We start from the raw sequence: 26,914 nt of genomic DNA, 5'->3' as shown, positions 1-26,914 counted from the left end.
ACGGATTTTGCTCGATTCTCTTTGTGAATCATTAGACTGAGAGATGGACGAGTTTCTCGGCGTTCGCTTCCGATCGATCGAGAATGCCGACCGCGCGACCGTCGCGCATCACCATGATGCGGTCTGCGACGCCGAGAAGTTCGTCGATCTCTGAAGAGATCATCGCAACCGTGCCGCCGGCTGCCGCAAAGTCTCCGACGATCCGCGAAATCTCGCGCTTGGCGCCAACGTCGACACCGCGCGTGGGTTCGTCGAGCAACAACATGCGCGGGTTACGCAGAAACCATTTGCCCAGAACGACCTTTTGCTGATTGCCGCCGGAAAGACTGGAGACGAGATCAGTGTCGCGGCCTGCACGAATGTGGAAGCGCTCGATCGTCTCGCGGCTCGCCGCGGCCTCGCGCGCCGCGCTGACCACGAAATTGGGGCTGAGCTCCGGCAAGCTCGCGACGCAGATGTTGCCGCGAATGCTGTCGCTGAGGTTGAGGCCTGTGAGCTTTCGGTCCTCTGTGACGAGCGCGACGCCTGCCGCAATCGCCTGAGCGGGCGTGGCGAGCGAGACCGGCTTGCCGAACAGTTTCACCGCGCCTTTCGACGACCGGTCGAGACCGAAGAGGCAGTCGAAGATCTCGCTACGGCCCGAGCCCATGAGGCCGTAGATGCCGAAGATTTCGCCCTTGCGCACGGTGAAGGAAATATCGGCGATCTTGCCCGGCGAAGTGAGGCCGGCGACCGACAACCCTTCCTCGTCGGTCGGCGTATTGACTTTGGTGTATTCCTCAGAGACTTCCCGCCCGACGATCATCCGGATGAGACCTGCGCGATCGACATCCGCGAGCGAGCCCGAGGCGACATACGCCCCGTCTCTGAACACGGTGTAGTGGTCGGCGACGTCGAAGATTTCGGACAGGCGGTGCGAGACATAAACAATGCCTCGCCCCTGCGCCCGCAGGCGTCTGACGACCGTGAACAATTGGTGCGCTTCGCGCTCGCCTATCGCCGACGTCGGCTCGTCCATAAAGATCACTTCGGCGTCGTGGCTGAGCGCCTTGGCGATCTCGACCAGTTGCATCTGGGCCACGGAAAGACCGTGCATGTGCTGCGTCACAGGGATCGCGAAACCGAGATCGTCGAGGATCGCCTGTGCCGCGGCGTTCATCTTGCGAAAGTCGACCCCGCCGAACCGGCCCGGCGGCTCGCGGCCGAGGAAGATGTTCTCGGCCACCGTCATATGCGGCACCGGACTCAATTCCTGCTCGATGATGGCGATTCCTGCCGCCAACGCCTCCGCAGGGCTGCCGAACTCGACCTCGCGGCCGTCGCGCCAGATTTTGCCGGCGTCGCGCCGGTAAATCCCCATCAATATCGATAGAAAGGTCGATTTGCCCGCGCCGTTGCCGCCGCACAGGGCGTGAACGCTACCAGCCTCAAGTTCAAAGCGAGCATCGCGCAGCGCGGCAATGCCGCCGAACGACTTTTTGAGCCCTTCCACTTTCAGCAAGACCCCCACGTTCCCCCCGAGCGCCGCTTGTCGATTTTTGATATTTGTATACTTATTATTGACAAAAGTCAAGACATTCAACGCCCCTGTCACGAGTTCGCACCGCGGCCGGAGCCCTGGAGCCCGACCGATGCGATCACTTTCTGGATATTTACCACACGATAACAATGACTTAAGGCGCACCTGTTAGGGGAGCCTGCGCGATCCGCACTTTGCGCTTGGCAAAGCAGAAATTCGGCGGAGCGCTGGAACCTCATGACCTGTGGGCCTTCGAGGTCACGTCTATTCAGGAAGCGGTGATATGACGCGCCACGCCGCTAACCCCTTCCCTGGGTCCGCGTCCTTGGCGATTGGTTTTAGGCTGAGACCGAGTTGATCTTTGGGATACGCCTCGCTTTCGACAGAGCGTTGTCACGCTGCCGAGCAAGGAACGCGGTGAGGCTACGACGTGTGAATTTTCAGGCGACCGTGACGGCCGCACCCCAAGTAATTCATCGCGGCGGCGCGGAAGCTTCAGTGCGTTCGGGCAGAGGTAAGATGGCGTTGGACGTTGAAAGCAAAGGAATTTTTGCGCCGAGTCCGGGCTCTTGAAGCGCTGCATCTTGCGCTCCTTTCGCTAGGTTGGCTGATGTGAGTTTTCAGCTCGGTTATTCTTCCGTCGACCATGCTCATGGCGGCTCTCGATCCCGAGATCGCGGTCAAATGGCCGCCCAGACTATGTGTCATGGTCCCGGTGCTAATGGTTCTTCCGCTGCTTGCAAAACGGAGGAACCCTCCGTATAATACTGGAGTTGGCGCCAAAACAAAGCGATCCCGCCCCCGTCTTCTCTGACCCTGTTGGGTGGTCGGAATCCCGGCAAACGGCGAATCGCGCGGATGCCTCGTCGTCCCTACTCCAATCGCCTAGGACCACCCTGGCGGGAATCTCATTCGAACATCGCGCTGATCGGAGGCCGTATGAGCTTTTCAATTTCGCTTACTGTGAACGGCGCGGCGCGGAAAGTCGCATTTGACGACCCGCGGGTCACGCTCCTCGATCTCCTTCGCGAACGCCTCGACCTGACCGGGGCCAAGAAAGGCTGTGATCGCGGGCAATGCGGCGCATGCACGATCCTCATCGACGGCCGACGAATCAATTCGTGCCTTGCTCTTGCCCTCAGCCATGATGGCGCGGACCTCCTCACGATCGAGGGGTTGGCGCGAGGCGACGCACTCCACCCCGTCCAGGCCGCCTTCATCGCCCATGACAGCTTTCAGTGCGGATTCTGCACACCGGGTCAGATCATGAGTGCAGTCGGCCTGATCCAGGAAGGCCAGGCAGGCCACGATCCTGAGCGCGTCCGCGAAGGCATGAGCGGCAATCTCTGCCGATGCGGCGCCTATGTCGACATCGCCGACGCGGTGCTCGATGCACAAAAACGCCTTACCAAACTCGATCGAAAGCAAGTGGCGTGAACACATTCGATTATTTCAGGCCCACGACGATCTCCGAGGCCGTCGCCGCCGCCGCGGAACCCGGCGCCGCCTATCTGGCCGCCGGCACCAACCTTCTTGACCTGATGAAGGGCGGCGTCGCCCGCCCGAGCCGTCTCGTCGACGTCAATCATCTTCCAGGCCTCGACCAGATCGAACATCTCCCGGCCGGCGGCGTCCGGATCGGAGCGCTCGTGCGCAATGCCGATTTGGCGCACGACCCAGACTTCGCCCAGCGCTTTCCGGCCGTCGCCGAGGCGTTGCTCTCCGGCGCTTCGGCGCAACTTCGCAACGCCGCGACAGTCGGCGGCAATCTCCTGCAACGCACGCGATGCGGCTATTTCTACGACACCGCGAGCGCCTGCAACAAGCGCGAACCGGGTGCAGGCTGCGAGGCGCGCGGCGGCGACACCGGGCTGCACGCGGTGCTCGGTTGGACCGAGAGCTGCATCGCGACCAACCCCTCCGATTTCTGCGTGCCGCTCGTCGCGTTAGACGCTATCGTGGAAATCGAGGGCAAAGCAGGGCGCCGTGAAGTTCCGCTCGAGAGCTTCCACCGTCTGCCTGGAGACGCGCCCGAACGCGACAGCGTACTCGAGCCCGGCGAACTGATCGTCGCGGTCCGTCTGCCCGCGGAAGCGGCCCCCTTTGCGGCTCATGCTCGCTACCTCAAGGTTCGTGAGCGCACCTCCTACGCCTTCGCGGTCGTTTCGGCCGCGGCTGCGCTACGGATAAATGGAAGCGCCGTCGTCGAAGCGAGGATCGCGCTCGGCGGCGTCGCGCTGAAACCCTGGCGGGCTCGGGCGGCCGAGGAGATGCTGGTCGGCGAGCGTTCGGTTGAGACGGCGTTCCGCCGGGCGGCGGAACTCGCGCTCGCGGACGCGAAACCATCCGGCGACAATAACTTCAAGATCGTGCTCGCGCGAGGAATCGTGGTGCGGGCGCTTGCGTTGGCCGCCGCGGGAACCCCTGAGCGCACGCCTGCGTTGCCCGCCTCTCCGTTCGCTCACAATCCCGGAGCTCTTCTCAATGTCTGAGATCGCGCTCGCACAAGCTCCCGCTCGTCTCCGACATGGCTTGTAAGTCGGGCAGCCGATCACGCGCCGCGACGGCGTCCTGAAGGTCGCCGGAGACGCGCGCTACGCAGCCGACAAGACTATCAGCCCGGCATGCTCTACGCCGTGCTGGCGGTGAACAGCATCGCGCGCGGGCGCGTCGCCTTTCTCGACGCGCCGGCGGCAAAGGCCCGCCACGGCGGCGGCGAGGTCGTGACGCCCGCCAACAAGCCGCCATAGGCCCAAGGTCCTGACGCCGAGAACAACCCTTCTTGGAGAGAAAACGTCCCGTTCCCCGCGCAACCTTATGCGAATCGAACTCTCTGAGCGCCTATGGTTCGGAGGTAAACAATAATATCGGCTTGTTGCGATGCGTTAAGCGCGGCGACCGCCATTGTCGCGCCACAAACAACCTCAGGCATCGTTGACCATCGCTTCCGAGTGGTGAAACTGCGTGGCGTTTCCGAGCGGACATCCAATCCCGCACCCTTGTGAATCCAACCAATCAAAAATCGTTTCATCTCGAGCGGATACCATTCTAAGCGCCCTCGAATAGGCGACAGGCGAAGGCCAAGAGAACACATCAACGCCGAGAACAGAACGCCACGTTCCTAGGCGCACTTATGCGAATCCCCAGCGCGGCGTCGTCCATCAGGCGCGTCACCGTCGCCACGCCATCTCCGCGAGCATCATCGAATGAGGAGGTGATCTGCATCCGGAAAGTGGATCCCTATTGCGGCGCAGCCGATTTAGTTATACGTATAACCTAAAGGGAAACGACGGTGGAAGTTTAATGAAATACCGGCGGATAACACAGCGCGAAGTCGCACGGGTCGCCGGCGTTTCCCAAGCCACGGTGTCCATCGCGCTCGGCGGCGCCCAGGGGCACGGCATCCCCACGGAGACTTTCGAACGCGTGATGCAGGTGGCCAATGAACTCGGTTACGTTCCCAATCGCTATGCGCAAGCGCTGAAAACCAATCGAACGATGACGATCGCTTGCGTGGTGCCCGATGTCGCCAACCCGTTTTACCCGTCTCTTGTTCGCGGCATTCAGTCCGTCGCGGACGCCGCCGGCTATGACGTGATCGCGCTGAACACCGACGGATTGGCCGCTCGCGAGAAAAGATTCCTCGCCTGGAGCCTTCGGGGGATGATCGACGGCGTCGTCGGCGTCTTCTTCACGATTAAAGCGCCCGATTTCGCGGCCGTCGCGCAGGCCGGCATCGGCATCGTGCGCATCGAGACCTCGGCCAAACGACAGGGCCCCCTGCCGATCGACAATCTATTCGTGGACAATATGGCGGCGGCCGCCGCCGCGACGCGCTATCTCATGGAACGCGGCCATCGCCGCATCGCCATGATCGCCGGCATCGGCGGCCCGCAGGGCAATCGGGTCAGCGGCTATCTCCGAGCTTTGAGCGAGGCGGCCCTGGCGCCGCAGCTCGCGAACTACGGCGATTTCAACGAGGAAGGCGGCTATCGCGCAACCAAGGACATTCTCGCCGCCTCCCCTCGCCCAACCGCCATATTCGCCGCCAATGATCTGATGGCGCTTGGCGCGATGAAGGCGATCCGCGAGGAACGCCTGAAAATTCCGGACGATATCGCGGTGATGGGCTTCGACGATATTTTTGCGGCGAGCGTCGTTACACCGGCATTGTCGACGATCAATCAGTTTCAACAGACGTTGGGCCGCGTCGCCGCGGAGATGGTTCTGCAGCGGCTGAACGAACTGCCCGCCGACCTACCCGGGCGACATCGGGAGATGCCGTTCGAACTCGTCATACGCCAATCCGCATGAGCGGAGGAACGCCGCCTAACCATAAACGAAGAGGAGGATGGAAATGCTTTTGTCGAAGGGACCCCAATCGACGTTTGCAGCGCTCACCGGCGCCCTGACGATCGCTGCAATGCTCGCGACCATGCCGCCGGCTTTCGCCGACGGACCAATCACACTTTGGTATCAGCGCGGCGGCACGCCAGAACAGCAGCGCATTCTGCAGAAGGATCTGGTTGGGCCATTCAACGCAGCGCACCCGACATCGCCTCTCACGCTCGACGTTCGCGCCAGCGGCAATGGCGACAAACAGATTCGCATGGCCGTCATCTCGGGCAAAGGACCCGATATCGTCATGACGCCGGGCCCGAGCACGACCTTGGCCCTCGTGCAATCCGATCATCTCCTGCCGCTCGACGATTACATCAAGAAATACAATCTCGACAAACGCATCCTTGCTCCGGTTTTGAAGACCGGCGAATACAAGGGACATAATTATGCCCTGCCACGAACGTTCGAGACGATGGTCCTTTATTACAACAAGACCCTGTTCGACAAGAATGGTTGGACGCCACCCAAAACAATGGCGGAGTTGAATACGATCGCCGAAGCGATGCAGGCCAAGAACATCACGCCGTTCTCGGTCGGCAACGGCGACTGGCGCGCCGCCAATGAATGGCACGTCACCGTCGTGCTCAACCACTACGCCGGGCCAGAGAATATCTACAAAGCTCTGAAAGGCGAGATTCCCTGGACCGACCCGGTATTCGTGCAAGCGATCGACGTGCTCAAGAACTGGTATCAGAAGGGATGGTTCGGAAAGAATTACTTTTCGTTGACCGGCGACCAGGAAGCGCTTCTTCTCGCCAAGGGCGAGGCAGGCATGGCGCCGAACGGAACTTTCTCGTTTGACAGCATGGTCGCCGCATTCAAACAAACGGGCCAAGAACTCGGCGTTGCGGCGTTCCCAAGCTTGCGCGATGGCGTCCCCTACCCGATCTACGCCATCGGCACGGGCAGCACGATGTCGATCAACAAGAATTCGGCCAATCCTGATGGCGCAGGCGCATTCCTCGACTATCTCTACTCCGACTCATTCTACGATCTCATTAGCAAGGACTGGCCCGGTGACTGGAACCTGCCGCTGACGTCGATCGATGAAGCCAAGCTCTCTAAAAATGTATCGCCCCTATTTGCCGCGACCGTGACGTCGTTCTCCAAAGCGGTTGCACAGGGAAACTTCGGCTATACCACGTGGACTTTCTGGCCGCCCGCGACGGAAGACTATCTCATCCACGGGATCGAGCAGGTGTGGTTGGGTCAAATATCAACCGACGACTATCTGAAGAAAATGCAGGAGACCTTCGCCAAGGAAATGGCGGACGGCAAAGTGCCGCCGCTGGCGGCGCGCTGAGACAACGTTTGTAATTAAAGGGGCGGCGCGCCGCCGCCCCTTTTCCTTGCCTATCTCGCCCCTCCTCGGATATGTCGATGCCCTTTTTATTGCCAGCTCTCGTGATTAACATCGTGATCATTTTGATCCCGGCGCTTCTCACCGTCGCGATGGCGTTCGTCGAGTGGGACGGCGTATCGACCCCAACGTTCGTCGGCCTTGATAATTTCCGCACTATTTTCGCCGACCCTGTTTTCTTTTCAGCGCTCCTGAACAATATCAAATGGACGTTGATCTTCCTCATCATTCCTATCGCAATGGGGCTCGTCGCGGGCTCGCTCCTGCTCGTCGTTCGGCGCGGACGCACATTTTTTCAGATCGTCTATTTCCTGCCGGTGATCATCGCGACGGTCGTGGTCGCCCGCGTGTGGCAAGGCATGATCTATAATCCGGAATCCGGCCTTGTCGGTTGGCTGAAGCTTTATGGCGTCGCGCTCTCCGATCCTCTCGCCAACCCACCGACCGCCCTCTACGCCGTCGCGTCGGTCGATGTCTGGCACTGGTGGGGATTTCTCGCCGTGATCTTCTTCGCAGCCCTCCGCCAAGTCGATATGGCGCAGATTGACGCGGCCATGCTCGACGGCGCGAACTTCCCGCAATTGATGCGCTATGTGCTGCTTCCTGCGATCCGCCCGACCATCACCCTGATGATGATCATGACGGTCATATGGTCTTTCCTGGCGTTCGACTTCGTCTATGTCCTGACGCAGGGTGGACCGGCCTATTCGAGCGAGGTGCTCTCGACGCTCTCGTATCGCTACGCCTTCTATAATTACACCGTGGGGCCTGCCGCCGCAGTCGCCTTGGTCATCAGTTTCTTCGGCCTTGTAGCGACCGTTTTCTATGTGCGGATACAGCAGCGAGAGGGCGCCCGATGAATCAGACGCTCGGACGCAGCACGATCGCCCTCTCCTATCTCGTGCTGGCGATAGGCGCGATCATCGCGATATTCCCATTGGCGCTGATGGTCGTCAGCGCGTTGAAGACCAGCGCCGAGATCGTCGCCAATCCGCTCGCTCTGCCGAGCGCTCTACAATGGGTCAATTTTTCGCGCGCCTGGACCGACGCGCAATTAGGGCGGTCGCTTCTGAACAGCGCCGAGGTGACGGGGCTGACCGTCGTATTGATCTGTACGACCTGTTCGATGGCCGCCTATGCGCTCGCCCGGCAAGCGACGCCGGGATGGCGGTGGATCAGCGCCTATCTGCTCGCCACCACAACTCTGCCGATCCAGCTCTATCTCTTCCCGCTCTATTTTGGCTACGCGCATCTCGGGCTGATCGACAATGTCTTCGCCCTATCGCTCGTTTATACCGCGATCTTCAGCCCGTTCTCCATCTTCCTGCTGCGAACTTATTTCCTCGCCATCCCGAGGGAAATCGAGGAAGCGGCCATCGTCGACGGCGCCAATCGCTGGCAGGTCTTCTACAAGGTCTGTCTGCCGCTGGTCTCGCCGGGCATCCTCACCGTCGCCGTCATTTCCGGCCTCAACACGTGGAATGAATTTCTGATCTCATCGACTTTCCTGCAAAGCCACGACGCGCAGACCGCCGTCGTGCGCTTCTACACGCTTGGCGGCCAATACAGCAGCGATTGGGGGGAGATCATGGCCGCCGCAATCCTCATCGTCGCGCCAGCTTTGGTCTTCTTCCTGCTCATGCAACGCCGTTTCATCGAAGGCATGGCGAGCGGCTCGGTCAAAGGCTGACGCGTTCCATCTTCCACCTCTCTGAACGAAAAGGATCAGAGCCCATGTCCATTCCTGCAGATTATCTCGAACGCGTCTACGCTGGCGTGCTTGGCAAGCTGATCGGCGTCTATCTCGGGCGACCCTTCGAAGGCTGGACCTATCAGCGCATCATGAACGAACTCGGCCCTATCGAATATTATGTCCACGACCGCCTCAATGCGCCGTTGGTGGTCACCGACGACGACGTGTCCGGCACGTTCACTTTCGTTCGCGCCCTCGCGGAACATGGCGTCAAAGCTGATCTCTCGGCCGAAGAAATCGGCAAGACCTGGCTCAACTCCATCGTCGAGCAACGTTCCATCCTTTGGTGGGGCGGCAATGGCAATTCGACCGAACATACGGCGTGGCTGAACCTCAAACGCGGCGTGCCCGCCCCGCACTCGGGCTCGATGGCCACGAACGGGCAAGCAGTCGCCGAACAGATCGGCGCACAGATCTTCATCGACGGCTGGGCGCTGGTGGCGCCGGGCCAACCGAAGCTCGCCGCGCAATTCGCCGAAGCGGCGGGCAGCGTCAGCCATGACGGCGAATCCGTCCACGCCGCCAAGCTTCTCGCGGCTATGGAGGCCGAGGCTTTCCTTTCCACCGACATCGACCATCTTATCGACGTCGGCCTATCCGTCATTCCCGGCAATTCGCTCATCGCGCGGCTCGTCGCCGATGTGCGCGCCTGGCATGCGGAGCTTCCGGATTGGCGCGACGCCCGGCAAAGAATCGAGGATCAATATGGTTACGACAAATTTCCCGGCAATTGCCATGTCGTGCCCAATCATGCGCTGATTATCCTCTCCCTGCTCTATTCGCGCGCCGATTTCCATCAGGCGATGATGATCGTCAATACCGCTGGCTGGGATACGGACTGCAATTCCGGCAATGTCGGTTGCCTGATCGGAATCATGCACGGCCTCAAAGGCCTCGAGGGCGGCCCCGATTGGCGCGGCCCGCTCGCCGACCGTACGTTGATTTCAGCCAGCGACGGCGGCTATGCCGTCAACGACGCCGCGCGGATCGCGTATGATATCGCCAATCTCGGCCTCCAGCTTGCCGGATCGGCGCCGCTGGCGCCGCCCAAGGCTGGCGCGCAGTTCCATTTCTCTCTGCCTGGGAGCGTGCAAGGCTTCATGGCCGATCGCGACGCCATTCAACCCGACCTCATGTCCATCGAACAGGGCAAGAGTCCGGGAGGGCCAGCGCTCGCTTTACGCTTCAAGGGGCTGGCGCGCGGGCGTTTGGCGGCGGCGCTGACGCCGACCTTCTCGCCGCCGAATGTCGTCGACATGCGCACCTATGATCTGCAAGCCAGCCCGCGCGTCTATTCCGGTCAGACCGTCAAGGCGCGCGTGGTCGCCGACGCCGCCAACACATCGGCGGTCTCCGCCGGCCTGCGAATCAAGGTTTACGGACTGGACGATCGCCTCTTCGATTTCGATGGGCCATTCGTCGATCTTGCGCCAGGCGCCGACGGCATTCTGAGTTGGACCCTGCCGGACCTCGACGGGCAGCCGATCCAGCAAATCGGCGTCGCGCTGACCTCGCGCGGCGCGAGAGCCGACGGAACGGTCTGGCTCGACTATCTCGGCTGGGACGGCGCCCCGAAATTGAACCTGCGGCGGCCGAAACAGCCAAGCGCGTTCTGGCGTCAGTCCTGGGTCAACAATGTGAGTTTCTTCAGCAAAAATTTCGCAGCGGCCTTCCGCATCTCACAGGACCGCGGCAGCGGCATCATCGTGCACGGCACGCGCGAATGGATGGATTATCAGGTCTCCAGCGCGGTCGCAGTGCATCTCGGGTCGAGTGCGGGCCTCGCCGCTCGCGTCCAGGGTCTGCGGCGCTACTACGCTCTGCTGCTAGAAGCGGGCGACCGTGTGCGCCTAGTGAAGGTGCGCGACGACGCACGCACGATCCTGGCGGAAGGCTCCTTCCACTGGAGTCTCGAAAAGCCCGTAACGTTGGCCCTTCAACTTCGTGGTCGAGAGATCGTCGGCATGGTCGACGAGCGTCTGACTCTGCGTGCAACAGACGAAAGCGACACGCCTTTCGAGAACGGCGGCATCGGCCTCGTGATCACGGAGGGCGCCTTATCGACAGATCAGGTGGAAGTAGCGCCTCTTGCGGGCGTCCCCGTCCATTCTCCCCGGCGTCCCGCGCTGGCCAACGCCTGAACATCCGGTTCTATGAGGAGAACGAACATGGCTTCAGTCGCCATCCGCAACCTGCGCAAGGCGTTTGGCGCAGTCGAAGTGATCAAGGGCGTTTCGGTTGATATCGCCGACGGGGAATTCGTCATCTTGGTGGGCCCCTCCGGGTGCGGCAAGTCCACGCTGCTTCGCATGCTGGCGGGGCTGGAGGGCATTACGGACGGCGAACTCCTCATCGGCGACCGCCTGGTCAACAATGTTCCGCCAAAGGAGCGGGACGTGGCTATGGTGTTTCAGAATTATGCGCTCTATCCGCATATGACCGTCGCCGAGAACATGAGCTTTGCGCTCAAGCTCAAAGGCGCGCCGAAGGCGATCATGGCCTCAAAAGTAGCCAAAGCCGCGGAGATTCTGGGATTGGAAAGTCTTGTCGACCGCTTTCCGCGCCAGCTTTCCGGCGGCCAACGTCAGCGCGTCGCTATGGGACGCGCAATCGTTCGCGATCCCAAGGTCTTTCTATTCGACGAGCCCCTGTCGAATCTCGATGCGAAGCTCCGCGTCCAGATGCGCGCCGAAATCAAGTCGCTACATCACCGGCTCGGAACAACGATCGTCTATGTGACGCACGACCAGATCGAAGCTATGACCATGGCTGACAAGATTGTCGTCATGCGCGACGGCGTTGTGGAGCAGATAGGCGCGCCGCTCGATCTCTACGATCGTCCTACCAATCTTTTTGTCGCGGGATTTATCGGTTCGCCTTCGATGAATCTGTTCCAGGGACGCGTCGTCATCAGCAACGGCGCTCCCTCCTTTGTCACGGAGGATGGCCTCAGCATGCCCCTCGGCGCGGCTCCGCCCGCGTCGGACGGTCGCCCGGTTACGCTCGGCATCCGCCCGGAACATCTCATCGTCGATGCAGGCGGTTTTCCCTCCGAGATCATCGTCGTCGAGCCGACGGGTTCGGAAACCCATATCGTCGCCCGCTTCGGCGCACAGAGTCTAGTCGGCGTCTTTCGCGAGCGTATCGAGAGGCGCCCGGGAGACATCTTGAATCTCGCCGCGCCGGCCAAGAACATGTATTTCTTCGACGCGCAAAACGGCAATCGGTTGACCCATTGACCCGACCATTTTCGGGCGCCGCATGTTTGTCGCTCGACAGTTGATCAGGGCTAGACGCAGGAGCGGAAAGGCGTCTGCGGCTCCCTATCGAGACCAAGATTCATGTTACAAAACAATAATATGCGTTCAATTCTCGACCGGGTCATTATTGAACGTGTTTTCACCGTCGGGGACCGCCGCCCACGGGCGCGCTCTCAGATCCTGCGCTCGAAAGCGATCGATGGCGGGACGCTCGGCCATGGTCAGATCGATATCGTCCCAGCCGTTGAGGAGCTGAGTTTTCCACACAGGGTCGATTGTGAATAGAACGACCAAATTTCCTGCGATGATCGTCTGGGCGGCGAGATCGACGCGTATGGCGCGCCCTTCTGTCGCGCTGGGCGAGGCCAGAAGCTCTTCGGCGTCGGCCTCCGAGACGCGAGCAGGCAACACGCCGTTTTTGATGGCGTTCGACGCGAAAATATCGCCAAAGCTCGGTGCGATCACACAGCGTATGCCGTAATCCAGCAGGGCGTAGACCGCCGCCTCCCGTGACGAGCCGCAGCCAAAATTGCGGCGAGCGATCATGACGGCGGCGCCGGCGCGCTGAGGGTCGTCGAGAAGGCTGTCGCTTGCTTGGCCCGTCCCGATGTTGCGAAGATCGTAGAGCAAAAACGGCCCGTAACCCGCTGCGCGCGGGCGTTTCATGAATCGCGCCGGGATGAGCTGGTCCGTATCGACATTGGCGAGCGCCAACGGGATGGCCGGCGTCTCGATGATGTTGAGCGGCTCCATCGGCCCTCCCCCTATGTCCGTCCTGCCAGAAGCTCGCGCGCATCTGTCAATTGGCCTCTGACAGCGGCGGCGGCCGCCATCGCTGGCGACATCAGATGGGTGCGCGCGCCTGGACCTTGCCGGCCCTTGAAGTTGCGGTTGGTCGTCGAGGCGCAACGTTCGCCCGCGGCGACGACATCGCCATTCATGCCGACGCACATCGAACAACCGGAATCGGCCCATTCCAGGCCGGCGTCCCGGAAAATGCGGTCGAGCCCCTCTTCCTCGGCCTGCCGTTTCACTCTGGACGAACCTGGCGACACGAGCCCGGGCACAACGGCTTGGCGGCCCGCCAGCACTGCCGCGGCCGCGCGCAGATCCTCGATGCGACCGTTAGTACAGGAGCCGATGAAGACTCTATCGATACGGATGGCCGCTAGCGAAGTGCCGGCCTTGAGGTCCATATAGGCCAGCGCATCGCGCACCGCCGCGGCGCGGCTGGCGTCCCGGATGTTAGCGGGATCGGGGATCGCACCGTCGATCGGGGCGGCGTGCTCGGGACTGACGCCCCAGGTCACAGTCGGGGCGATCTCGCGCGCCGCGAAGCTCGCCTCGCGGTCGAACTTGGCGTCGCTATCGCTGCCGAGCGCACGCCACGCCTCAACTGCTTCGTCGAAAGCTTTGGCTTGCGGCGCGAACGAGCGGCCCTGCAACCAAGCAAAAGTGGTCTCGTCCGGAGCGACCAGTCCGAGCCGTCCGCCCGCCTCGATGGACAGGTTGCAAAGGGTCATCCGGCCCTCCATCGACAGGCAGCGGATGGCGGATCCCGCATATTCGATCGCGCAGCCCTGCGCTCCGTCGGCGCCGATGCGGGCGATAATAGTGAGGGCGACGTCCTTGGCGGTTATCCCGGAACCGAGCGCGCCTTCGATAGTAATGCGCATGCGCTTGGGCTTTTTCTGCCACAGCGTCTGGGTCATGAGAACATGGGCGACCTCGGAGGCCCCAATCCCGAACGCATAGGCGCCGAAGGCCCCGTGGGTCGATGTGTGGCTGTCGCCGCAGACGATCGTCAATCCCGGCAGCGTCAACCCCTGCTCGGGAATGGTCACGTGAACGATGCCCTGACGAGAGTCGTCGAGACCGATCAGGCGGATATGATGCCGCTGCGTATTCTCCTTGAGGAGATCGACCATGCGCGCGATCTCGGAATTGGCGATTCCCTTCGCCCTGCCGCGGGTCGGCACGTAATGATCGGCGACGCCGAATGTCGCCTCTGGATGGGCCACCGCGGCGGCGCGCTTATCCAATTGATCGAACGCATGGAACGAACCCTCATGAAGCAAGTGCCGGTCGATCCAAAGCAGGCTCATGCCGTCTTCGCGCGTCGTGATCGCGTGGGCGTCCCAAAGCTTGTCGATGATTGTTCGGCTCATCGTGTCCTATCTCGCCATTCCGATCTCATCATTCCGCAAAGGCTGACGCTTCCGTAGACGCGCTTGACTCGCTCATGTTGTATTATAATGTAGACAATTAAAAGCACTATTTGCGAGTCTGAATTGGTCGGCGTCGAACTCCCAAAAGCCCGTCAGGTTTATCTGGTGCTGCGCGAGCGTATCGCCAACGGCGGCCTCAATGCGGGCGACACGCTTCCAGGCGAGCAAGCACTGGCGGGCGAGCACAATGTCTCGCGGGTGACGGTGCGGCGCGCCCTCGCCGAATTGGAGCGCGAAGGCCTGATCGACAGACGTCGGGGCGCTGGAACCTTCATCGCCTTGCAAAATGCCGTCAAACCGGTGGTCGCCGACCTCGCCGATGTGCTCAGCAATTTGATCGCCATGGGCCGGTCCACCGATGTGCGGCTCCTGGCTTTCAGCTATCAAGATGCTCCCGCCATGGTCGCGGATGCGCTGCGCCTGGTCAAGGGCGAGCGCGTGCAGCGCTCGGTGCGGGTGCGAATCGTCGATGGCGAACCCTTCTCTTATTTGACGACCCATGTCCCCGAGCGCATCGGCGTCACCTATACCGAACCTGAGCTCGCCTCGAAGCCGCTCCTCGCGCTGCTCGAGCGATCGGGCGTGTCCGTCGACCGTGCGACGCAGGAAATCAGCGCGGTTCTCGCCTCGCCGGAAGCCGCCGCGGCGCTGAATGTCGATATCGGTTCGGCGCTGATCGCGCTGACGCGCGTCGTCTATGACGGCAAGGGTCGCGGCGTGGAGCATCTTCACGCGCTCTATCGACCCGACCGCTACGCTTTCCGCATGGATCTCGCGCGCACGGGCAGGAATGGCGGCCGCCGCTGGTCGCCGGTGGAGAATGGCCACGCCGAGGCCGGAACGACCAAGGGTTCAGAGACGCAAGCGGGAAACGCCCGCGAGGAGAGGGGAAAGAGGCGATGACAAAGCATAGAACCGGAATTTCTCGCCGCGGCGCACTCCAGGCGGGCGTGGGCTTGGCGACCGGCGCCTTCGCCTTGCCAGGGCTCGCGCGCGCGCAGGCGACGTCGATCAAGATCGGCATCCTGCAGCCGCTGACCGGCGCGCTCGCCTTCGACGGCCAGGCCGGCCAGCTCGGCGCCGAATTTGCGATCAAGGCTGTCAACGCGGCGGGCGGCGTCAAGGCGCTCGGTGGCGTGAATCTTGAGGCGGTCAAGGGCGACGCCTTATCGACGCCGGAAGGCGGCGTCAGCGAGGTCGAGCGCATGCAGGCCGAGGGGGTCTGCGCGATCGTCGGCGGCTTCGCCAGCCCGATCTGCCTCGCCGCCAGCCAGGCTGCCTCGCGCTACGATCTGCCCTATATCGTCGATGTCGGCGTCAACGATCAGATCGTCAATCGCGGACTTAAGAACACATTCCGTTTTGGACCCGGGTCTTCGATCGTGAGCGCTCAGGCGCTCGACAATCTTGTCAAGCTGAACGACGCGGCGGGAAAACCGATCAAGACCATCGCGCTGGTTCACGAGGACGGCCTGTTCGGCTCGGGCCTCGCCAAGCTGCTGGAGACCGAGCTTCCCAAACGCGGCTTCGAAGTGATCGAGTCGATCGCCCACCCGACGCCCTCGCGCGACATGTCCAATGTCGCTCTGCAGATCAAGGCGAAGAACCCCGATCTCGTGATTCCGTCGAGCTATTACGGCGAGTTCGTGCTGCTGGCGCGGACGATGCAACAACAGCGCATCAAACCCAAGGGCATTTTCGCCATATTGAACGGCGCCGCCTCGAACTATCGCTTCGTCAAGGAATTCCCGGAGGCTGCGGAAAATGTGATCGACACCAACCATTGGTACGATCCGCGCAACGAGACGGCGATCGCCCTCAAAAAAGAAGTAGACGGCATGGGCAAGTTCTTCACCTATAACGTGGCGTTGAACTATTCGGCCGTATTGCTGCTCGTCGACGCCATCGAACGCGCCGGTTCGGTCGATCGTGCGAAGATCACAGCGGCGCTGGAGACCTCGACCTTCTCCAAGCACATTATGCCGTATGGACCGACAAAGTTCGTCAACGGCCAGAACACGGGCGCCGCGCCCGTGAATACCCAGGTCCAGGGCGGCGACATCAAGGTGGTCTTCCCCGACGCCTTCGCCAACGCCAAGCCGATCTTCCCTGTGCCGGCATAGCCGCCAAATATGTTCGCGCCCGAGATTGTCATCGCCGCCGTGATCAACGGTCTCCTGACGGGCGCGGTCTACGCGCTCGTTTCGGTCGCGTTGACGCTCGTCTATGGCGTCCTGCACATCATCAATTTCGCGCATGGGGCGATCCTCACGGCGGCGATGTTCGCCGCCTTCTTCGCTGAGCAGGCGGGCGTCGATCCGCTCATAGCGGTCTTTGGCCTGGCGCCGCTGTTTTTCGTTCTCGGATATGGCGCGCAGCGCTATATCATCGGACCGGCGAGCCATGGCGAAGACAGCAACACCCTGTTGGTGACGCTTGGGCTTTCCATTCTCATCGAGAACGCGCTGCTCGCCGCCTTCGGATCCGACACGCGCACCATTGACGTGCCCTACGGCTTTTCGACGGTCGATCTCGGATTCGTCTTTCTGCCGGCGCCGCGGGTGATCGCGTTCGCAGTGACGTGCGTGACGGCCACGCTGCTCTGGGCGCTGCTCAAGAAAACCGACACCGGCAAGGCCATCCGCGCCGTCGCCAAGGAGAAGCTCGGCGCGGCGCTCGTCGGCATCGACGTGGCGCATGTCTATGCCGTCACCTTCGGCCTCGGCGCCGCCTGCCTCGCAATCGCCGCCTGCGTCCTGCTGCCGAGCTATTACGTGCAGCCGCGCGTCGGCGACGCCTATGTTTTCGTGGCCTTCACTGTAGTCGTGCTGGGCGGTATGGGCTCAGCGCCCGGCGCGATGATCGGCGGCCTCTTCATCGGCGTCGTCGAAAGCCTATCGGGACTCTATTTCGGCGAGAGCCTCGGGCAGCTCGGCATTTTCGTCATCTTCATTCTCGCGCTGCTGGTTCGCCCGACAGGCCTCTTCGGAGCGCGGGCATGACGGTCTCCGGCGCAAGGGGGATGTTTTCGGCTTATGCGCCGATTCTCGTTGTCGCGGCGCTCCTCGCGTTGACGCCGCTGGCGACTTCGGCGAACACGGTCCTCAATGCGATGGTGCTGGCGTTGCTGGTCGCCCTCGCCGGTCAGGGCTGGAACATCTTAGGCGGCTACGGCGGCCAGTTCTCGTTCGGACACGCGGCGTTCTTCGGGACAGGCGCCTATGGAACGGCGCTCCTGCAGGCGCGCTACGGATTGAACGCCTATGTCGCTTTCGCAGCCGCCATTGGCGCGGGCGCGGCGGTCGGCGCAGCGATCGGTTTCCTCAGCTTTCGCTCAGGGCTGCGCGGCTCTTATTTCGCGCTGGTGACGCTCGCCTTCGCCGAAGTGTTCCGCATCGTTGCCAACGCCTCGCCCTTTACCGGCGGCGCCGCGGGAACATTGTTGAAGCTCGACGTCGCGCCGGGGAACTTCCAGTTCGCCAGCCGCGCGATCTTCTTCTGGATCGCGCTGGCGCTCGTGACCCTCGTCTTGATCCTCACGCGCGCGATCGAGCGTTCGCGCTTCGGCGCCTATCTCGTCGCGATCCGTGAGAACGAGAGCGCCGCGCAGGCGCTCGGCATCGACACATTCAAGGTGAAGCTGCAGGCGATCACGCTATCGGCCGCCGTCACGGCGGCGGCGGGAGCCTTCTACGCGCAATATTTCCTCTATGTGAACGCCGACATCGCCTATGGCGCCGCGGTTTCCGTCGAGGCGCTGCTGGCGCCGATCATCGGCGGCTTGGGAACAGCATTCGGGCCGCTGATCGGCACCTTGGCGTTGCACGGCCTTGCGGAAGGCGCCAAAGCCCTGACGGGCCGCATTCCCGGAATCGACGTCGCGCTTTACGGCGCACTGGTCGTGCTCGTCATCGCCTTCGCTCCAAAGGGTCTGCGCGGGCTGGCGGCTCGGCTCGGACGGGGGCTCTCGACCCGTTGGGCGTCATGAGCGCGCCGCTGCTGTCAGTGCAGAACGCATCCAAACGCTTCGGCGGCGTGCTTGCGGTCGATTCCGTGTCGCTGACCATCAATGCGGGCGGCATCACCGGCCTGATTGGACCCAATGGCGCCGGCAAGACAACGCTGTTCACACTGATCTCTGGTTTCGAGAGGCCGACGAGCGGGCGCATCGCTTTCCAAGGCGTCGATATCGGCGCCTTGGCGCCGCACAAGCGCGCCGCGCTTGGCGTCGCGCGCACGTTCCAGATCGTCCAGCCCTTCGCCGGCCTGACCGTACGCGAAAACATCGCCGTGGGCGCTCATCTGCGGCACGCGCGCCGCGACGAGGCGCTCGCCAAGGCCGAGGCGGTCTCGGAGCGCGTCGGCCTCGCTGACCGGCTGAATGCGCCCGCTTCGGGACTGACGATCGCCGGCCGCAAAAGGTTGGAGCTTGCGCGTGCGCTCGCGACCGAGCCGACGCTGCTTTTGCTCGACGAGGTTCTTGCCGGCCTCAACCCGTCGGAAGTGCGCGACGTCATTCCGATCATCCAGGACATTCGGCGAGGCGGCGTGACGGTGCTGATGGTGGAGCATGTGATGCAGGCCGTCATGAGTCTTTGCGAAACGGTCTTCGTCCTGGCGCAGGGCCGAATCATCGCCGAGGGTTCGCCCTCCGCCATCACCAAGGATGCGAACGTGATCGAGGCCTATCTCGGTCATGGCGCCGCCAAACGGCTCGCCGCGCGGGACGTGGCGCATGGCTGAAGCGCTTCTCAGCGTTCGCGGCCTTGTCGCCGGCTATGGCGAAACCGAAGTGCTGCGCGGCGTCGATCTCGAAGTGGGCCCCGGGGAGATCGTCGCCGTGCTCGGCTCGAACGGCGTCGGCAAGACCACCTTGAACAAGACGCTCTCGGGCGTCATCCGCGCCGCGGCCGGCGAAATCTATTTCGGCGGCCAGCGCATCGATCATCTGGCTCCGCCGGCGATCGTCGCCGCCGGCCTCATCCACGTGCCTGAAGCGCGGCGCATCTTTCCGGATATGAGCGTCAGGGAAAATCTCGAGCTCGGCAGCTATCGGCGCGGCAAAGCCGAGCGAGCGGCGAATATCGAAAAGGTCTTCGACACATTTCCGCGCCTGCGGGAACGGCGGGCGCAGCTTGCCGGAACGCTATCGGGCGGCGAACAGCAGATGCTCGCGATCGGCCGCGGGCTGATGGGCCAGCCGCGCCTGCTCATCCTGGATGAGCCCTCGCTGGGCCTATCGCCGCTGCTGGTCGAGGAAATGTTCGCGCTTATTGTGCACCTCAACGCCGAAGGCATGACGATCCTTCTCGTCGAGCAGAACGTCATGCAGTCGCTGGCGATCGCGACGCGCGCCCATGTGCTGGAGAACGGCCGCTTCGCGCTGTCAGGACGCGGCGAAGACCTGGCGCGCGACCCCGAACTTGAGAAAACCTACCTTGGGATGTGACCATGACGAATGATTCCCACGCTCCATCGGCGCGCGCCCGCGACGGGCGGCCTCTCCGGCCGGCCTCGCTTAAGCCGCGCATCGCGCAAAGCCACATCATCGTCGCGCCAGGCGTCTATGACGCTCTGACGGCTTCGCTCGCCGCCGCGGCCGGTTTTGAGGCGCTCTACCTTTCCGGCGCCGCCATCGCCTATACCAAGCTTGGCCAGCCCGACATCGGCCTCGTCTCGATGACCGAGGTCGCCGATACGCTGGCGCATATATGCGAACGTGTGGAGACGCCCGTCATCGTCGACGCCGACACGGGTTACGGCAATGCTTTGAACGTGCAACGGACCGTTCGCCTGTTCGAACGCGCGGGCGCCGCCGCGATTCAGATCGAAGACCAGACCTTTCCCAAGCGCTGCGGTCACCTCGCCGACAAGGGCGTGGTCCCGATGCTGGAGATGGTCGGCAAGATACGCGCGGCCGTCGATGCGCGCCGCAGCGACGAGACCCTCGTCATCGCACGCACCGACGCCTTGGCCGTCGAAGGGTTCGAGGCGGCTGTCGAGCGGGCGGAAAGTTACGCCGAGGCGGGCGCGGATATCCTGTTCGTCGAAGCGCCGCGCACGCGCGAGCAGCTCAGCGTTGTGGCGCAAGCGCTCGGGCCATACGCGCCGCTGATGGCCAATATGGTCGAAGGCGGCCAGACCCCGATCCTTTCCGGCCCCGATTTGCAGGCGATCGGCTTCCGGCTCGTCATCTTTCCCGGCGCCATCGTGCGCGCACTGGCCTTCACGGCGCAGGACTTCTACGGAGTCCTCCGACGCGACGGCACCACCGACGGATTCCGCAACCGGATGTTCGACTTTCAGGCAATCAACGAAATCGTCGGCACGCCGGCGATGCTGGAGCGCGGCAAGGGCTACGAGGAAGATTATCAGGCGCCGTCGAAGGCTGCCCGATGAGCGCGTTGGACCCCGTCACGCTCGCCATCCTCAAGGGCCGGCTGGAGCAGATCGCCGATGAAATGGACGCGACGCTCTATCGCTCCGCGTTCAACCCGATCATCGCCGAGGCGCACGACGCCTGCCACGGCCTTTATCATGCTGAGACAGGCGCAACGCTGGTGCAAGGAACAACGGGCCTGCCGATTTTCGTCGGCGCGATGGCTTTCGCCGTCAAAGCAGTGATCGATAAAGTCGCCCGCGACGGCGGCCTCGAGCCCGGCGACACGTTCATCTTCAACGATCCCTATGACGGCGGCACGCATCTCAACGACTTCCGGCTGGTGCGGCCCGTGTTCCGCAAGGGCGTCCTGTTCTGCTGGCTAGCCTCGGTCGGCCATTGGCTCGACATTGGCGGCAACGTTCCGGGCGGCTTCAACGCACGCGCGACCGAGAGCCTGCAGGAGGGCGTGCGCTTCCCGCCGGTCAAGCTCATCGCGCAAGGCAGGCTCAACGATGACATCATTGCGATCCTGTCGGCCAACAGCCGCGTGCCGCAATCGAATTATGGCGACCTGCACGGCCAGTTGAATGCGCTCGACCTTGGCGAGCGGCGGCTCGCCGACGTGCTCGACCAATATGGCGAGGCAATCGTCTCCGAAGCGCTCGACGCTTTCATGCGACGCGCCGAAGCCTTGATGCGCGAAAACATAGCAGCGCTGCCGGACGGCCGGACGAGCTTCGAGGACTATCTCGACAATGACGGCGTCACTGACGAAAAACTGACGATCGCGCTCGACCTGACAATCAGGGGCGACGCGATGATCCTTGATTTCTCGCGATCGTCGGCGCCATGCGCCGGGCCGCTCAACATCGCGCGCTCGACCGCCGTCGCCTGCTGTTACGTCGCGCTGAAACATGTCTTCACGGACGTGCCCGCCAATGCCGGCTGCCTCGCGCCGATCGAATTCATCATTCCGAACACGACGCTGCTCGGCGTATCTTGGCCAAAGCCTGTCGGCGGCTATACCGAAACAATCCTGCGCGTCATCGGCGTTGTCTTCGGCGCGCTTGCGACGATCATGCCGGAACGCGCGACGGCGGCGCCTTTCGGCACGATCAATGCGCTTTCGCTCGCGGGCTATCGCGCCGGCGGCCAGCGTTGGGTGATGTTCTCCTTCTTCGGCGGCGGCCTCGGCGGCAATCCGGAGACCGACGGGCTCAATCACGGCAACAACCCGATTTCGATGGCGACGATCCCGCCCGCCGAAATCTTGGAGGCGGCCTATCCCATCCTGTTCACTCAATGGGCTCTGCGTCCCGACAGCGCCGGGCCCGGGCTCCATCGCGGCGGCCTCGGAGCCATCTATGAGATCGAGGCGCTTGCGCCCAACGGCGCCGACGCATTCCTACTCGGCGAGCGCGGCCGGTTCGCGCCATTCGGCGTCAACGGCGGCGGGCCGGCGGCCCTCAACGTCTTTTCGTGGCAGACCGACAGCGGCGACGCCCATCCGCCGCTCGCCTCCAAGGTCACGGATGTCCGGGTTCGCCAGGGTCAACGCGTCAGGTTGGAGACGCCAGGCGGCGGCGGCTGGGGCCACCCGCTGGGGCGCGAAGGCGCCATCGTCGCGCGCGATGTCCGGCTCGGCTATGTCTCGGCCGCGGCGGCGCGCACCGACTACAGGATCGAGGTTACGCCCGAGGGCGAACTCGATTCCGAGCAAACTCAGGCGTTGCGCGCGCGGAGCGTCGCATGACCGGACCGAAGAAGCCGCCGCCGACGATCGTCGGCGTCGATGTGGGCGGCACTTTCACCGATCTCTTCTGGTTTGATGAAGCCGAGCGGCGCTTTGCAACCGCCAAGGCGCCTTCGAACCGCGGCGATGAAGCTGTCGGCTTTATCGAGGGCCTCCGCCGATTGGGGCCGATCCGGGAAATGGGCGCGATCGTTCACGGCACCACGGTTGGCACCAATGCGCTGCTTGAGCGCAAAGGCGCGCGCGTCGGCCTCATCACGACGCGCGGCTTTCGCGACGTGCTGGAGATGCGCCGGCGCGACCGGCCGCGCACCTGGGGCCTCTGGGGCGATTTCGTTCCCCTGATCGATCGGGACATGCGCATCGAAGTGGACGAGCGCGTCCTGGCGGATGGAACCATACGCCAGGCCGTCGATCTCGCCGCCGTGGAGGACGCCGCGCGCAAACTGGTCGCGAAGGGCGCGCAGGCGCTGGCGATCGTTTTCATCAACGCCTACGCCAACCCAGCCAACGAACGCGCCGCCGCGACCGCCGCCCGCGAAGTCTGGCCGAACGAGAACATCGCGACTTCCTATGAGATTCTGCCCGAAATTCGGGAATTCGAGAGAAGTTCGACGACGGCGATCAACGCCTACCTGCAGCCCGTCGTCAGCTCCTACCTCGATAAACTCGGCGATGCCTTGGCTCTCGATCAATTCGGGGGCCGGTTTCATATCGTGCAATCGAACGGCGGCGTCATGTCGACGGCCACAGCGCGCCGGTTGCCCGTCCGGACTGCGCTTTCAGGTCCCGCCGCCGGCGTCATCGCCGCCGCCGCGATCGCGCGAGCGGCAGGCTATTCCAACGTCATCACCGCCGATCTCGGAGGCACCTCGTTCGACGTTTCGCTGATCGCCGGCGGCGCCTCGTCGCTCGCCGCCCAAACGACGATCGATTTCGGCCTCGTCATCCGTACGCCGATGATCGAAATCACGACAATCGGCGCCGGCGGCGGATCGATCGCCCACGTCGATAAAGGCGGCTTGCTACAGGTCGGACCCGAAAGCGCGGGCTCGCGGCCAGGACCGGTCTGCTACGGCCAGGGCGCGACGCGTCCAACCCTGACCGACGCCAATGTCGTGCTCGGGCGCATCAATGCGGATCGCCCGATCGGCGGCAAGCAGGCGAGGCTCGATGTGGAGGCGGCGACAGCGGCGATCGCTAGGCATATCGGCGTACCGCTCGGGCTTGGCGCCATCCACGCGGCCGAAGCGATTGTGCGCGTCGCCAATGCGCGCATGGCCGGAGCGATACGGCTTGTCTCGATCGAACGCGGACATGATCCCGGGCGTTTCGCCATCATGCCGTTCGGCGGCGGCGGGGCGCTCCACGCGGGCGCCCTGATTGGCGAAGTCGGTCTTTCCAGCGCCATTGTGCCGCGCTTTCCGGGCATCACAAGCGCGCTCGGCTGCGTGATCGCGGATCTTCGGCATGATCAGGTGCTGACCGTGAACTTGGATCTCGCAGGGTTGGACGCACGTGCGCTCGAAGCGCGGATGGTCGAGGCCGGACGAGAGGCAAAAAGAGTCGTCGACGCGGCTGGCGTCGCCGTGGACAGCGTCGATGTCGTCTACGAACTCGACATGCATTACCTCGGCCAGACGCATAGCGTCGCCACGCCCTTGCCTGTGACGCTCGACGACAATGGCGTCGAAGTGACCGAGGCGATCGTCCGCACCGCCTTCGAGGCGGCCTACCGCAAGCAGTTCAGCCAAATCCTGTCGGAAATTCCGGTCCGCATCGTTTCGCTGCGAACGGCGGCGATCGGGCGGCGGCCGGTCTTCGATCTCGCGGCGCTGGCGCCGGGTCCGGATCTGTCGCTTGAAGCCGCGCGGCGCGGAACGCGGCAGGTCTGGTTCGCCGGCGGCTGGCGGGAAGCGGCGATCTGGTCGCGGCTCGATCTGCCGATCGGCGCCGTCGTCGAGGGGCCCGCCGTGCTGGAGCAGCCTGATGCGACCACCGTGCTCGATCCCGGCCTCACGGCGCTGGTCGATCGCTTCGGCAATCTCATCATCGAAAGGATATCGAAATGAGCGTGCTGCCCGTTCCGATCGCCCGCACGGCCTTGCTGCTCTGCGATCTGCAAAACGATTTCGTGCACCCGAACGGCGCCTATGGGCGCGCCGGACAGAGCGCGCCGGAAATCGCCGCGCTGCCTGCGCGCCTCAAGCCGCTCGCCGATCTTGTTCGCCGTCGCGGAGGATGGATAGTCGCCACGCAATTCACGCTGGTTCCAGCCAAGGGCGGCGAGCCGATGATCGCGTCGCATCTCACAGCGCTGCGCCCCTTCCTCGGCAAGGGCGACTTTGCGCCCGGCGCCTGGGGGCACGCGCTCGTCGACGAACTCGCGCCCGCCGATCTCGCGGTGGAGAAAATCGCCTATTCCGCCTTCTATATGACGAGGCTCGAATGGGTCCTGCGCAAAGCGGGAATCGAGAAGCTCTATATCGGCGGGATCGTCACCAATGGCGGCGTCGCCTCGACATTGCGCGAAGCGCATGTGCGCGACTTCGCCACCGTCTTACTATCGGACGGCTGCGCGGCGTTTTCGACGTCCGTGCATGAAACGGCCGTCGCTGCTCTCAGGCCGGTAAGCCCGGTGATGACAGTCGCCGAGGCCGTCGCCGAATTGAGCGCGCCATGAGCCTTGTACTGGATGCAGCGGGGATCGCTTTCGAGACCAACGTTCCCGTGCTCATCATCGGCGCCGGCGCCGCCGGGCTATGCGCGGCGCTGGCGGCGAACGAAGCCGGCCGCGAGGTTCTCGTCATCGAGCGCGATCCGCTGCCGCGCGGCTCGACGGCGCTTTCGGCTGGCCTGATTCCCGCCGCGGGAACGCGTTTTCAGCGGGAGCGCGGCATCGCCGACGCGCCGGCGCTATTTGCCGCCGATATCCAGCGCAAGGCGCACAACCAAGCCGATCCCGTCATAGTCGCCGCGCTGACGCAATCGGCCGCGGCGACCATCGAATGGCTGGCGGATAAATACGACCTGCCGTTCTCGGTGGTGCATGATTTCGACTACCCCGGCCATGGCGCCCGCCGCATGCATGGCCTGCCCTCACGTTCGGGAGCCGAACTGATCGACCGTCTGCGCACAGCGGTGGAGACCGCTGGCCTGCCGATTCTGACCGAAGCGACCGTGACAAGCCTCTACGCGGCCGCGGACGGAAGGGTGCGCGGCGTTTACGTCCAACGTCCCGATGGTTCGGGCGAACGCATCGGTTGCGGCGCGCTGGTGCTCGCCTGCAACGGCTATGGCGGCAATCGCGATCTCGTACGCCGCCACATTCCCGAAATGAACGACGCGCTCTATTTCGGCCATCCCGGCAATCGCGGCGACGCCGTGCTGTGGGGCGAGAAGCTCGGCGCCGAATTGCGCTTCATGTCGGCTTATCAGGGGCATGGCTCGGTCGCTCATCCCCACGGGATTCTCATCACCTGGGCCGCGATCATGGAAGGCGGTTTCCAGGTAGATGCGTCGGGGCGACGCTTCTCCGATGAATCGCAGGGCTATTCGGAGCAGGCCGCCGTGGTTCTGATCAAAGCGAATGGAATCGCGTTCGATATTTTCGACGAACGCATCGCCGGAATCGCCCGGCAGTTTGACGATTTCCGCAAAGCGGAAGCGCTTGGCGCGGTGCTGTCGGCTGACTCCATCGTGGCGCTTGCACGGCTCGCAAAATTGCCCGAGGCGACGCTCGTCGAAACCTTAGAACAGGTTGAACGCCTGAAGAAGCTGTCGGGGACCGACCCGTTCGGACGCATCTTCGCGAGCGTTCCGGCGCTTTCGCCGCCCTACAAGGCGGTGCGCGTGACCGGCGCCCTGTTCCATACCCAGGGCGGGCTCGCGATAGACGAACACGCCCGCGTGCTGCGCCCTTCCGGCGACGCCCTGCCGAACCTCTTTGCGGTGGGCGGGGCGGCGGCGGGGATCTCGGGCTCGACAGCCGCCGGCTATCTCTCCGGCAACGGACTGCTGCCGGCTGTCGTGTTCGGACGCATCGCGGGAACACGGGCTGGCGCGTCGCGTTAGCGCCAGATGAGAATGGGTTGAATCGAACGGATATCGGCGACAGCTTCGATCAAAAGTCATCAGGCTCTAACTCAAGCCTGCAGCCGCCGTGATGGGCGAGCTTGGCGCGACGTACGCTCACGGACGGCGCCCGCGATTTCCTCGGAAGGGATTTTGGCTTCCCGGGGAAGGAAAATGGGGAAAT

At 63.2% G+C, this 26,914-nt stretch carries 22 protein-coding genes and 2 pseudogenes; 20 read left to right on the top strand and 4 right to left on the bottom strand.

All coding sequences use genetic code 11. From position 1 onward, the window contains the following. Positions 1 to 31: 31 nt before the first annotated feature. Both GSQ90_RS30700 and GSQ90_RS33020 read right to left on the bottom strand, forming a co-directional pair. Entirely contained in the window at positions 32 to 1,510 is a 1,479-nt protein-coding gene (locus GSQ90_RS30700; RefSeq protein WP_158818799.1) for a sugar ABC transporter ATP-binding protein, read from the bottom strand. Positions 1,511 to 2,014: 504 nt separating this feature from the next. Further along, positions 2,015 to 2,198 (bottom strand): annotated as a pseudogene (locus GSQ90_RS33020) (DDE-type integrase/transposase/recombinase); the annotation flags it as partial. Positions 2,199 to 2,458: 260 nt separating this feature from the next. Between GSQ90_RS33020 and GSQ90_RS30695 the strand changes: the two are divergent. The 9 genes and pseudogenes from GSQ90_RS30695 to GSQ90_RS30660 all read left to right on the top strand — a co-directional run bounded on the left by GSQ90_RS30695 (position 2,459) and on the right by GSQ90_RS30660 (position 12,272). Next, positions 2,459 to 2,956 carry a (2Fe-2S)-binding protein gene (locus GSQ90_RS30695; RefSeq protein ID WP_158818798.1) on the top strand — a complete coding sequence of 166 codons (498 nt, stop codon included), beginning with the start codon at positions 2,459 to 2,461 and terminating at the stop codon, positions 2,954 to 2,956. After that, positions 2,953 to 4,011: a xanthine dehydrogenase family protein subunit M gene (locus GSQ90_RS30690; protein WP_158818797.1), complete on the top strand. Its 1,059-nt coding sequence runs from the start codon at positions 2,953 to 2,955 to the stop codon at positions 4,009 to 4,011. Before GSQ90_RS30695 ends, GSQ90_RS30690 begins: the two co-directional genes overlap by 4 nt. Next, positions 4,004 to 4,266 (top strand): annotated as a pseudogene (locus GSQ90_RS33015) (xanthine dehydrogenase family protein molybdopterin-binding subunit); the annotation flags it as partial. The gene GSQ90_RS30690 and the pseudogene GSQ90_RS33015, both read left to right, overlap by 8 nt. Positions 4,267 to 4,822: 556 nt before the next feature. Beyond that, positions 4,823 to 5,833, top strand: a complete 1,011-nt coding sequence (locus GSQ90_RS30685) for a LacI family DNA-binding transcriptional regulator (protein WP_158818796.1) — start codon at positions 4,823 to 4,825, stop codon at positions 5,831 to 5,833. Between the two features lie 43 nt (positions 5,834 to 5,876). Then, positions 5,877 to 7,223, top strand: coding sequence for an ABC transporter substrate-binding protein (locus GSQ90_RS30680; protein WP_158818795.1), 1,347 nt, complete (start codon positions 5,877 to 5,879; stop codon positions 7,221 to 7,223). Between the two features lie 77 nt (positions 7,224 to 7,300). Next, entirely contained in the window at positions 7,301 to 8,140 is an 840-nt protein-coding gene (locus GSQ90_RS30675) for a carbohydrate ABC transporter permease (RefSeq protein WP_371418512.1), read from the top strand. Continuing rightward, positions 8,137 to 8,970 carry a carbohydrate ABC transporter permease gene (locus tag GSQ90_RS30670; RefSeq protein ID WP_158818793.1) on the top strand — a complete coding sequence of 278 codons (834 nt, stop codon included), beginning with the start codon at positions 8,137 to 8,139 and terminating at the stop codon, positions 8,968 to 8,970. Before GSQ90_RS30675 ends, GSQ90_RS30670 begins: the two co-directional genes overlap by 4 nt. A 44-nt stretch (positions 8,971 to 9,014) precedes the next feature. Continuing rightward, positions 9,015 to 11,174: an ADP-ribosylglycohydrolase family protein gene (locus GSQ90_RS30665; RefSeq protein ID WP_158818792.1), complete on the top strand. Its 2,160-nt coding sequence runs from the start codon at positions 9,015 to 9,017 to the stop codon at positions 11,172 to 11,174. Between the two features lie 27 nt (positions 11,175 to 11,201). Continuing rightward, positions 11,202 to 12,272, top strand: coding sequence for an ABC transporter ATP-binding protein (locus GSQ90_RS30660; protein WP_158818791.1), 1,071 nt, complete (start codon positions 11,202 to 11,204; stop codon positions 12,270 to 12,272). A 126-nt stretch (positions 12,273 to 12,398) separates the two neighbouring features. On the opposite strand, the gene leuD is transcribed toward GSQ90_RS30660, so the two are convergent. Together leuD and leuC are read right to left on the bottom strand one after the other, a co-directional pair. Continuing rightward, on the bottom strand, positions 12,399 to 13,046 hold the full coding sequence (leuD, locus tag GSQ90_RS30655) for a 3-isopropylmalate dehydratase small subunit (RefSeq protein ID WP_158818790.1): 648 nt from the start codon (positions 13,044 to 13,046) through the stop codon (positions 12,399 to 12,401). An 11-nt stretch (positions 13,047 to 13,057) separates the two neighbouring features. Beyond that, a complete protein-coding gene (leuC, locus tag GSQ90_RS30650; protein ID WP_158818789.1) occupies positions 13,058 to 14,461 on the bottom strand; it encodes a 3-isopropylmalate dehydratase large subunit in 1,404 nt (467 codons plus the stop codon). Between the two features lie 123 nt (positions 14,462 to 14,584). On the opposite strand from leuC, the gene GSQ90_RS30645 reads away from it, so the two are divergent. The 11 genes from GSQ90_RS30645 to GSQ90_RS30595 are packed head-to-tail and all read left to right on the top strand — an operon-like array spanning position 14,585 to position 26,730. Further along, positions 14,585 to 15,424 (top strand): GntR family transcriptional regulator, encoded by an 840-nt coding sequence (locus GSQ90_RS30645; RefSeq protein WP_158818788.1) that lies wholly within the window; start codon positions 14,585 to 14,587, stop codon positions 15,422 to 15,424. After that, positions 15,421 to 16,644 (top strand): ABC transporter substrate-binding protein, encoded by a 1,224-nt coding sequence (locus GSQ90_RS30640; RefSeq protein WP_158818787.1) that lies wholly within the window; start codon positions 15,421 to 15,423, stop codon positions 16,642 to 16,644. The genes GSQ90_RS30645 and GSQ90_RS30640 overlap by 4 nt, the downstream gene beginning before the upstream one ends. A 9-nt stretch (positions 16,645 to 16,653) precedes the next feature. Further along, a complete protein-coding gene (locus GSQ90_RS30635) occupies positions 16,654 to 17,523 on the top strand; it encodes a branched-chain amino acid ABC transporter permease (protein ID WP_158818786.1) in 870 nt (289 codons plus the stop codon). After that, a complete protein-coding gene (locus GSQ90_RS30630) occupies positions 17,520 to 18,509 on the top strand; it encodes a branched-chain amino acid ABC transporter permease (RefSeq protein ID WP_246731849.1) in 990 nt (329 codons plus the stop codon). Before GSQ90_RS30635 ends, GSQ90_RS30630 begins: the two co-directional genes overlap by 4 nt. An 8-nt stretch (positions 18,510 to 18,517) precedes the next feature. Beyond that, positions 18,518 to 19,264, top strand: a complete 747-nt coding sequence (locus tag GSQ90_RS30625) for an ABC transporter ATP-binding protein (protein ID WP_158819015.1) — start codon at positions 18,518 to 18,520, stop codon at positions 19,262 to 19,264. Continuing rightward, positions 19,257 to 19,970 (top strand): ABC transporter ATP-binding protein, encoded by a 714-nt coding sequence (locus tag GSQ90_RS30620; protein ID WP_158818785.1) that lies wholly within the window; start codon positions 19,257 to 19,259, stop codon positions 19,968 to 19,970. Before GSQ90_RS30625 ends, GSQ90_RS30620 begins: the two co-directional genes overlap by 8 nt. Positions 19,971 to 19,972: 2 nt before the next feature. Then, on the top strand, positions 19,973 to 20,920 hold the full coding sequence (locus tag GSQ90_RS30615) for an oxaloacetate decarboxylase (RefSeq protein ID WP_158818784.1): 948 nt from the start codon (positions 19,973 to 19,975) through the stop codon (positions 20,918 to 20,920). Continuing rightward, a complete protein-coding gene (locus tag GSQ90_RS30610; RefSeq protein WP_158818783.1) occupies positions 20,917 to 22,656 on the top strand; it encodes a hydantoinase B/oxoprolinase family protein in 1,740 nt (579 codons plus the stop codon). Before GSQ90_RS30615 ends, GSQ90_RS30610 begins: the two co-directional genes overlap by 4 nt. Then, entirely contained in the window at positions 22,653 to 24,728 is a 2,076-nt protein-coding gene (locus GSQ90_RS30605) for a hydantoinase/oxoprolinase family protein (RefSeq protein ID WP_158818782.1), read from the top strand. Before GSQ90_RS30610 ends, GSQ90_RS30605 begins: the two co-directional genes overlap by 4 nt. Next, positions 24,725 to 25,339, top strand: coding sequence for a cysteine hydrolase (locus GSQ90_RS30600; protein WP_158818781.1), 615 nt, complete (start codon positions 24,725 to 24,727; stop codon positions 25,337 to 25,339). Before GSQ90_RS30605 ends, GSQ90_RS30600 begins: the two co-directional genes overlap by 4 nt. Further along, entirely contained in the window at positions 25,336 to 26,730 is a 1,395-nt protein-coding gene (locus GSQ90_RS30595) for an FAD-dependent oxidoreductase (protein ID WP_158818780.1), read from the top strand. Before GSQ90_RS30600 ends, GSQ90_RS30595 begins: the two co-directional genes overlap by 4 nt. The last annotated feature ends 184 nt before the right edge of the window (positions 26,731 to 26,914 follow it).

Origin of the sequence: Methylocapsa sp. S129 (assembly GCF_009765995.1) — a bacterium.
Lineage (GTDB): Bacteria > Pseudomonadota > Alphaproteobacteria > Rhizobiales > Beijerinckiaceae > Roseiarcus.
Note: the sequence above shows the minus strand (reverse complement) of the source record. Positions and strands in the feature narration are given on the sequence as shown.

Coding starts and splice junctions, on each gene's coding strand:
- GSQ90_RS30695 (WP_158818798.1), top strand. CDS start 2,459: ATGAGCTTTTCAATTTCGCTTACTGTGAACGGCGCGGCGCGGAAAGTC.
- GSQ90_RS30685 (WP_158818796.1), top strand. CDS start 4,823: ATGAAATACCGGCGGATAACACAGCGCGAAGTCGCACGGGTCGCCGGC.
- GSQ90_RS30680 (WP_158818795.1), top strand. CDS start 5,877: ATGCTTTTGTCGAAGGGACCCCAATCGACGTTTGCAGCGCTCACCGGC.
- GSQ90_RS30675 (WP_371418512.1), top strand. CDS start 7,301: ATGCCCTTTTTATTGCCAGCTCTCGTGATTAACATCGTGATCATTTTG.
- GSQ90_RS30670 (WP_158818793.1), top strand. CDS start 8,137: ATGAATCAGACGCTCGGACGCAGCACGATCGCCCTCTCCTATCTCGTG.
- GSQ90_RS30665 (WP_158818792.1), top strand. CDS start 9,015: ATGTCCATTCCTGCAGATTATCTCGAACGCGTCTACGCTGGCGTGCTT.
- GSQ90_RS30660 (WP_158818791.1), top strand. CDS start 11,202: ATGGCTTCAGTCGCCATCCGCAACCTGCGCAAGGCGTTTGGCGCAGTC.
- leuD (WP_158818790.1), bottom strand. CDS start 13,046: ATGGAGCCGCTCAACATCATCGAGACGCCGGCCATCCCGTTGGCGCTC.
- leuC (WP_158818789.1), bottom strand. CDS start 14,461: ATGAGCCGAACAATCATCGACAAGCTTTGGGACGCCCACGCGATCACG.
- GSQ90_RS30640 (WP_158818787.1), top strand. CDS start 15,421: ATGACAAAGCATAGAACCGGAATTTCTCGCCGCGGCGCACTCCAGGCG.
- GSQ90_RS30635 (WP_158818786.1), top strand. CDS start 16,654: ATGTTCGCGCCCGAGATTGTCATCGCCGCCGTGATCAACGGTCTCCTG.
- GSQ90_RS30630 (WP_246731849.1), top strand. CDS start 17,520: ATGACGGTCTCCGGCGCAAGGGGGATGTTTTCGGCTTATGCGCCGATT.
- GSQ90_RS30620 (WP_158818785.1), top strand. CDS start 19,257: ATGGCTGAAGCGCTTCTCAGCGTTCGCGGCCTTGTCGCCGGCTATGGC.
- GSQ90_RS30615 (WP_158818784.1), top strand. CDS start 19,973: ATGACGAATGATTCCCACGCTCCATCGGCGCGCGCCCGCGACGGGCGG.
- GSQ90_RS30610 (WP_158818783.1), top strand. CDS start 20,917: ATGAGCGCGTTGGACCCCGTCACGCTCGCCATCCTCAAGGGCCGGCTG.
- GSQ90_RS30605 (WP_158818782.1), top strand. CDS start 22,653: ATGACCGGACCGAAGAAGCCGCCGCCGACGATCGTCGGCGTCGATGTG.
- GSQ90_RS30600 (WP_158818781.1), top strand. CDS start 24,725: ATGAGCGTGCTGCCCGTTCCGATCGCCCGCACGGCCTTGCTGCTCTGC.
- GSQ90_RS30595 (WP_158818780.1), top strand. CDS start 25,336: ATGAGCCTTGTACTGGATGCAGCGGGGATCGCTTTCGAGACCAACGTT.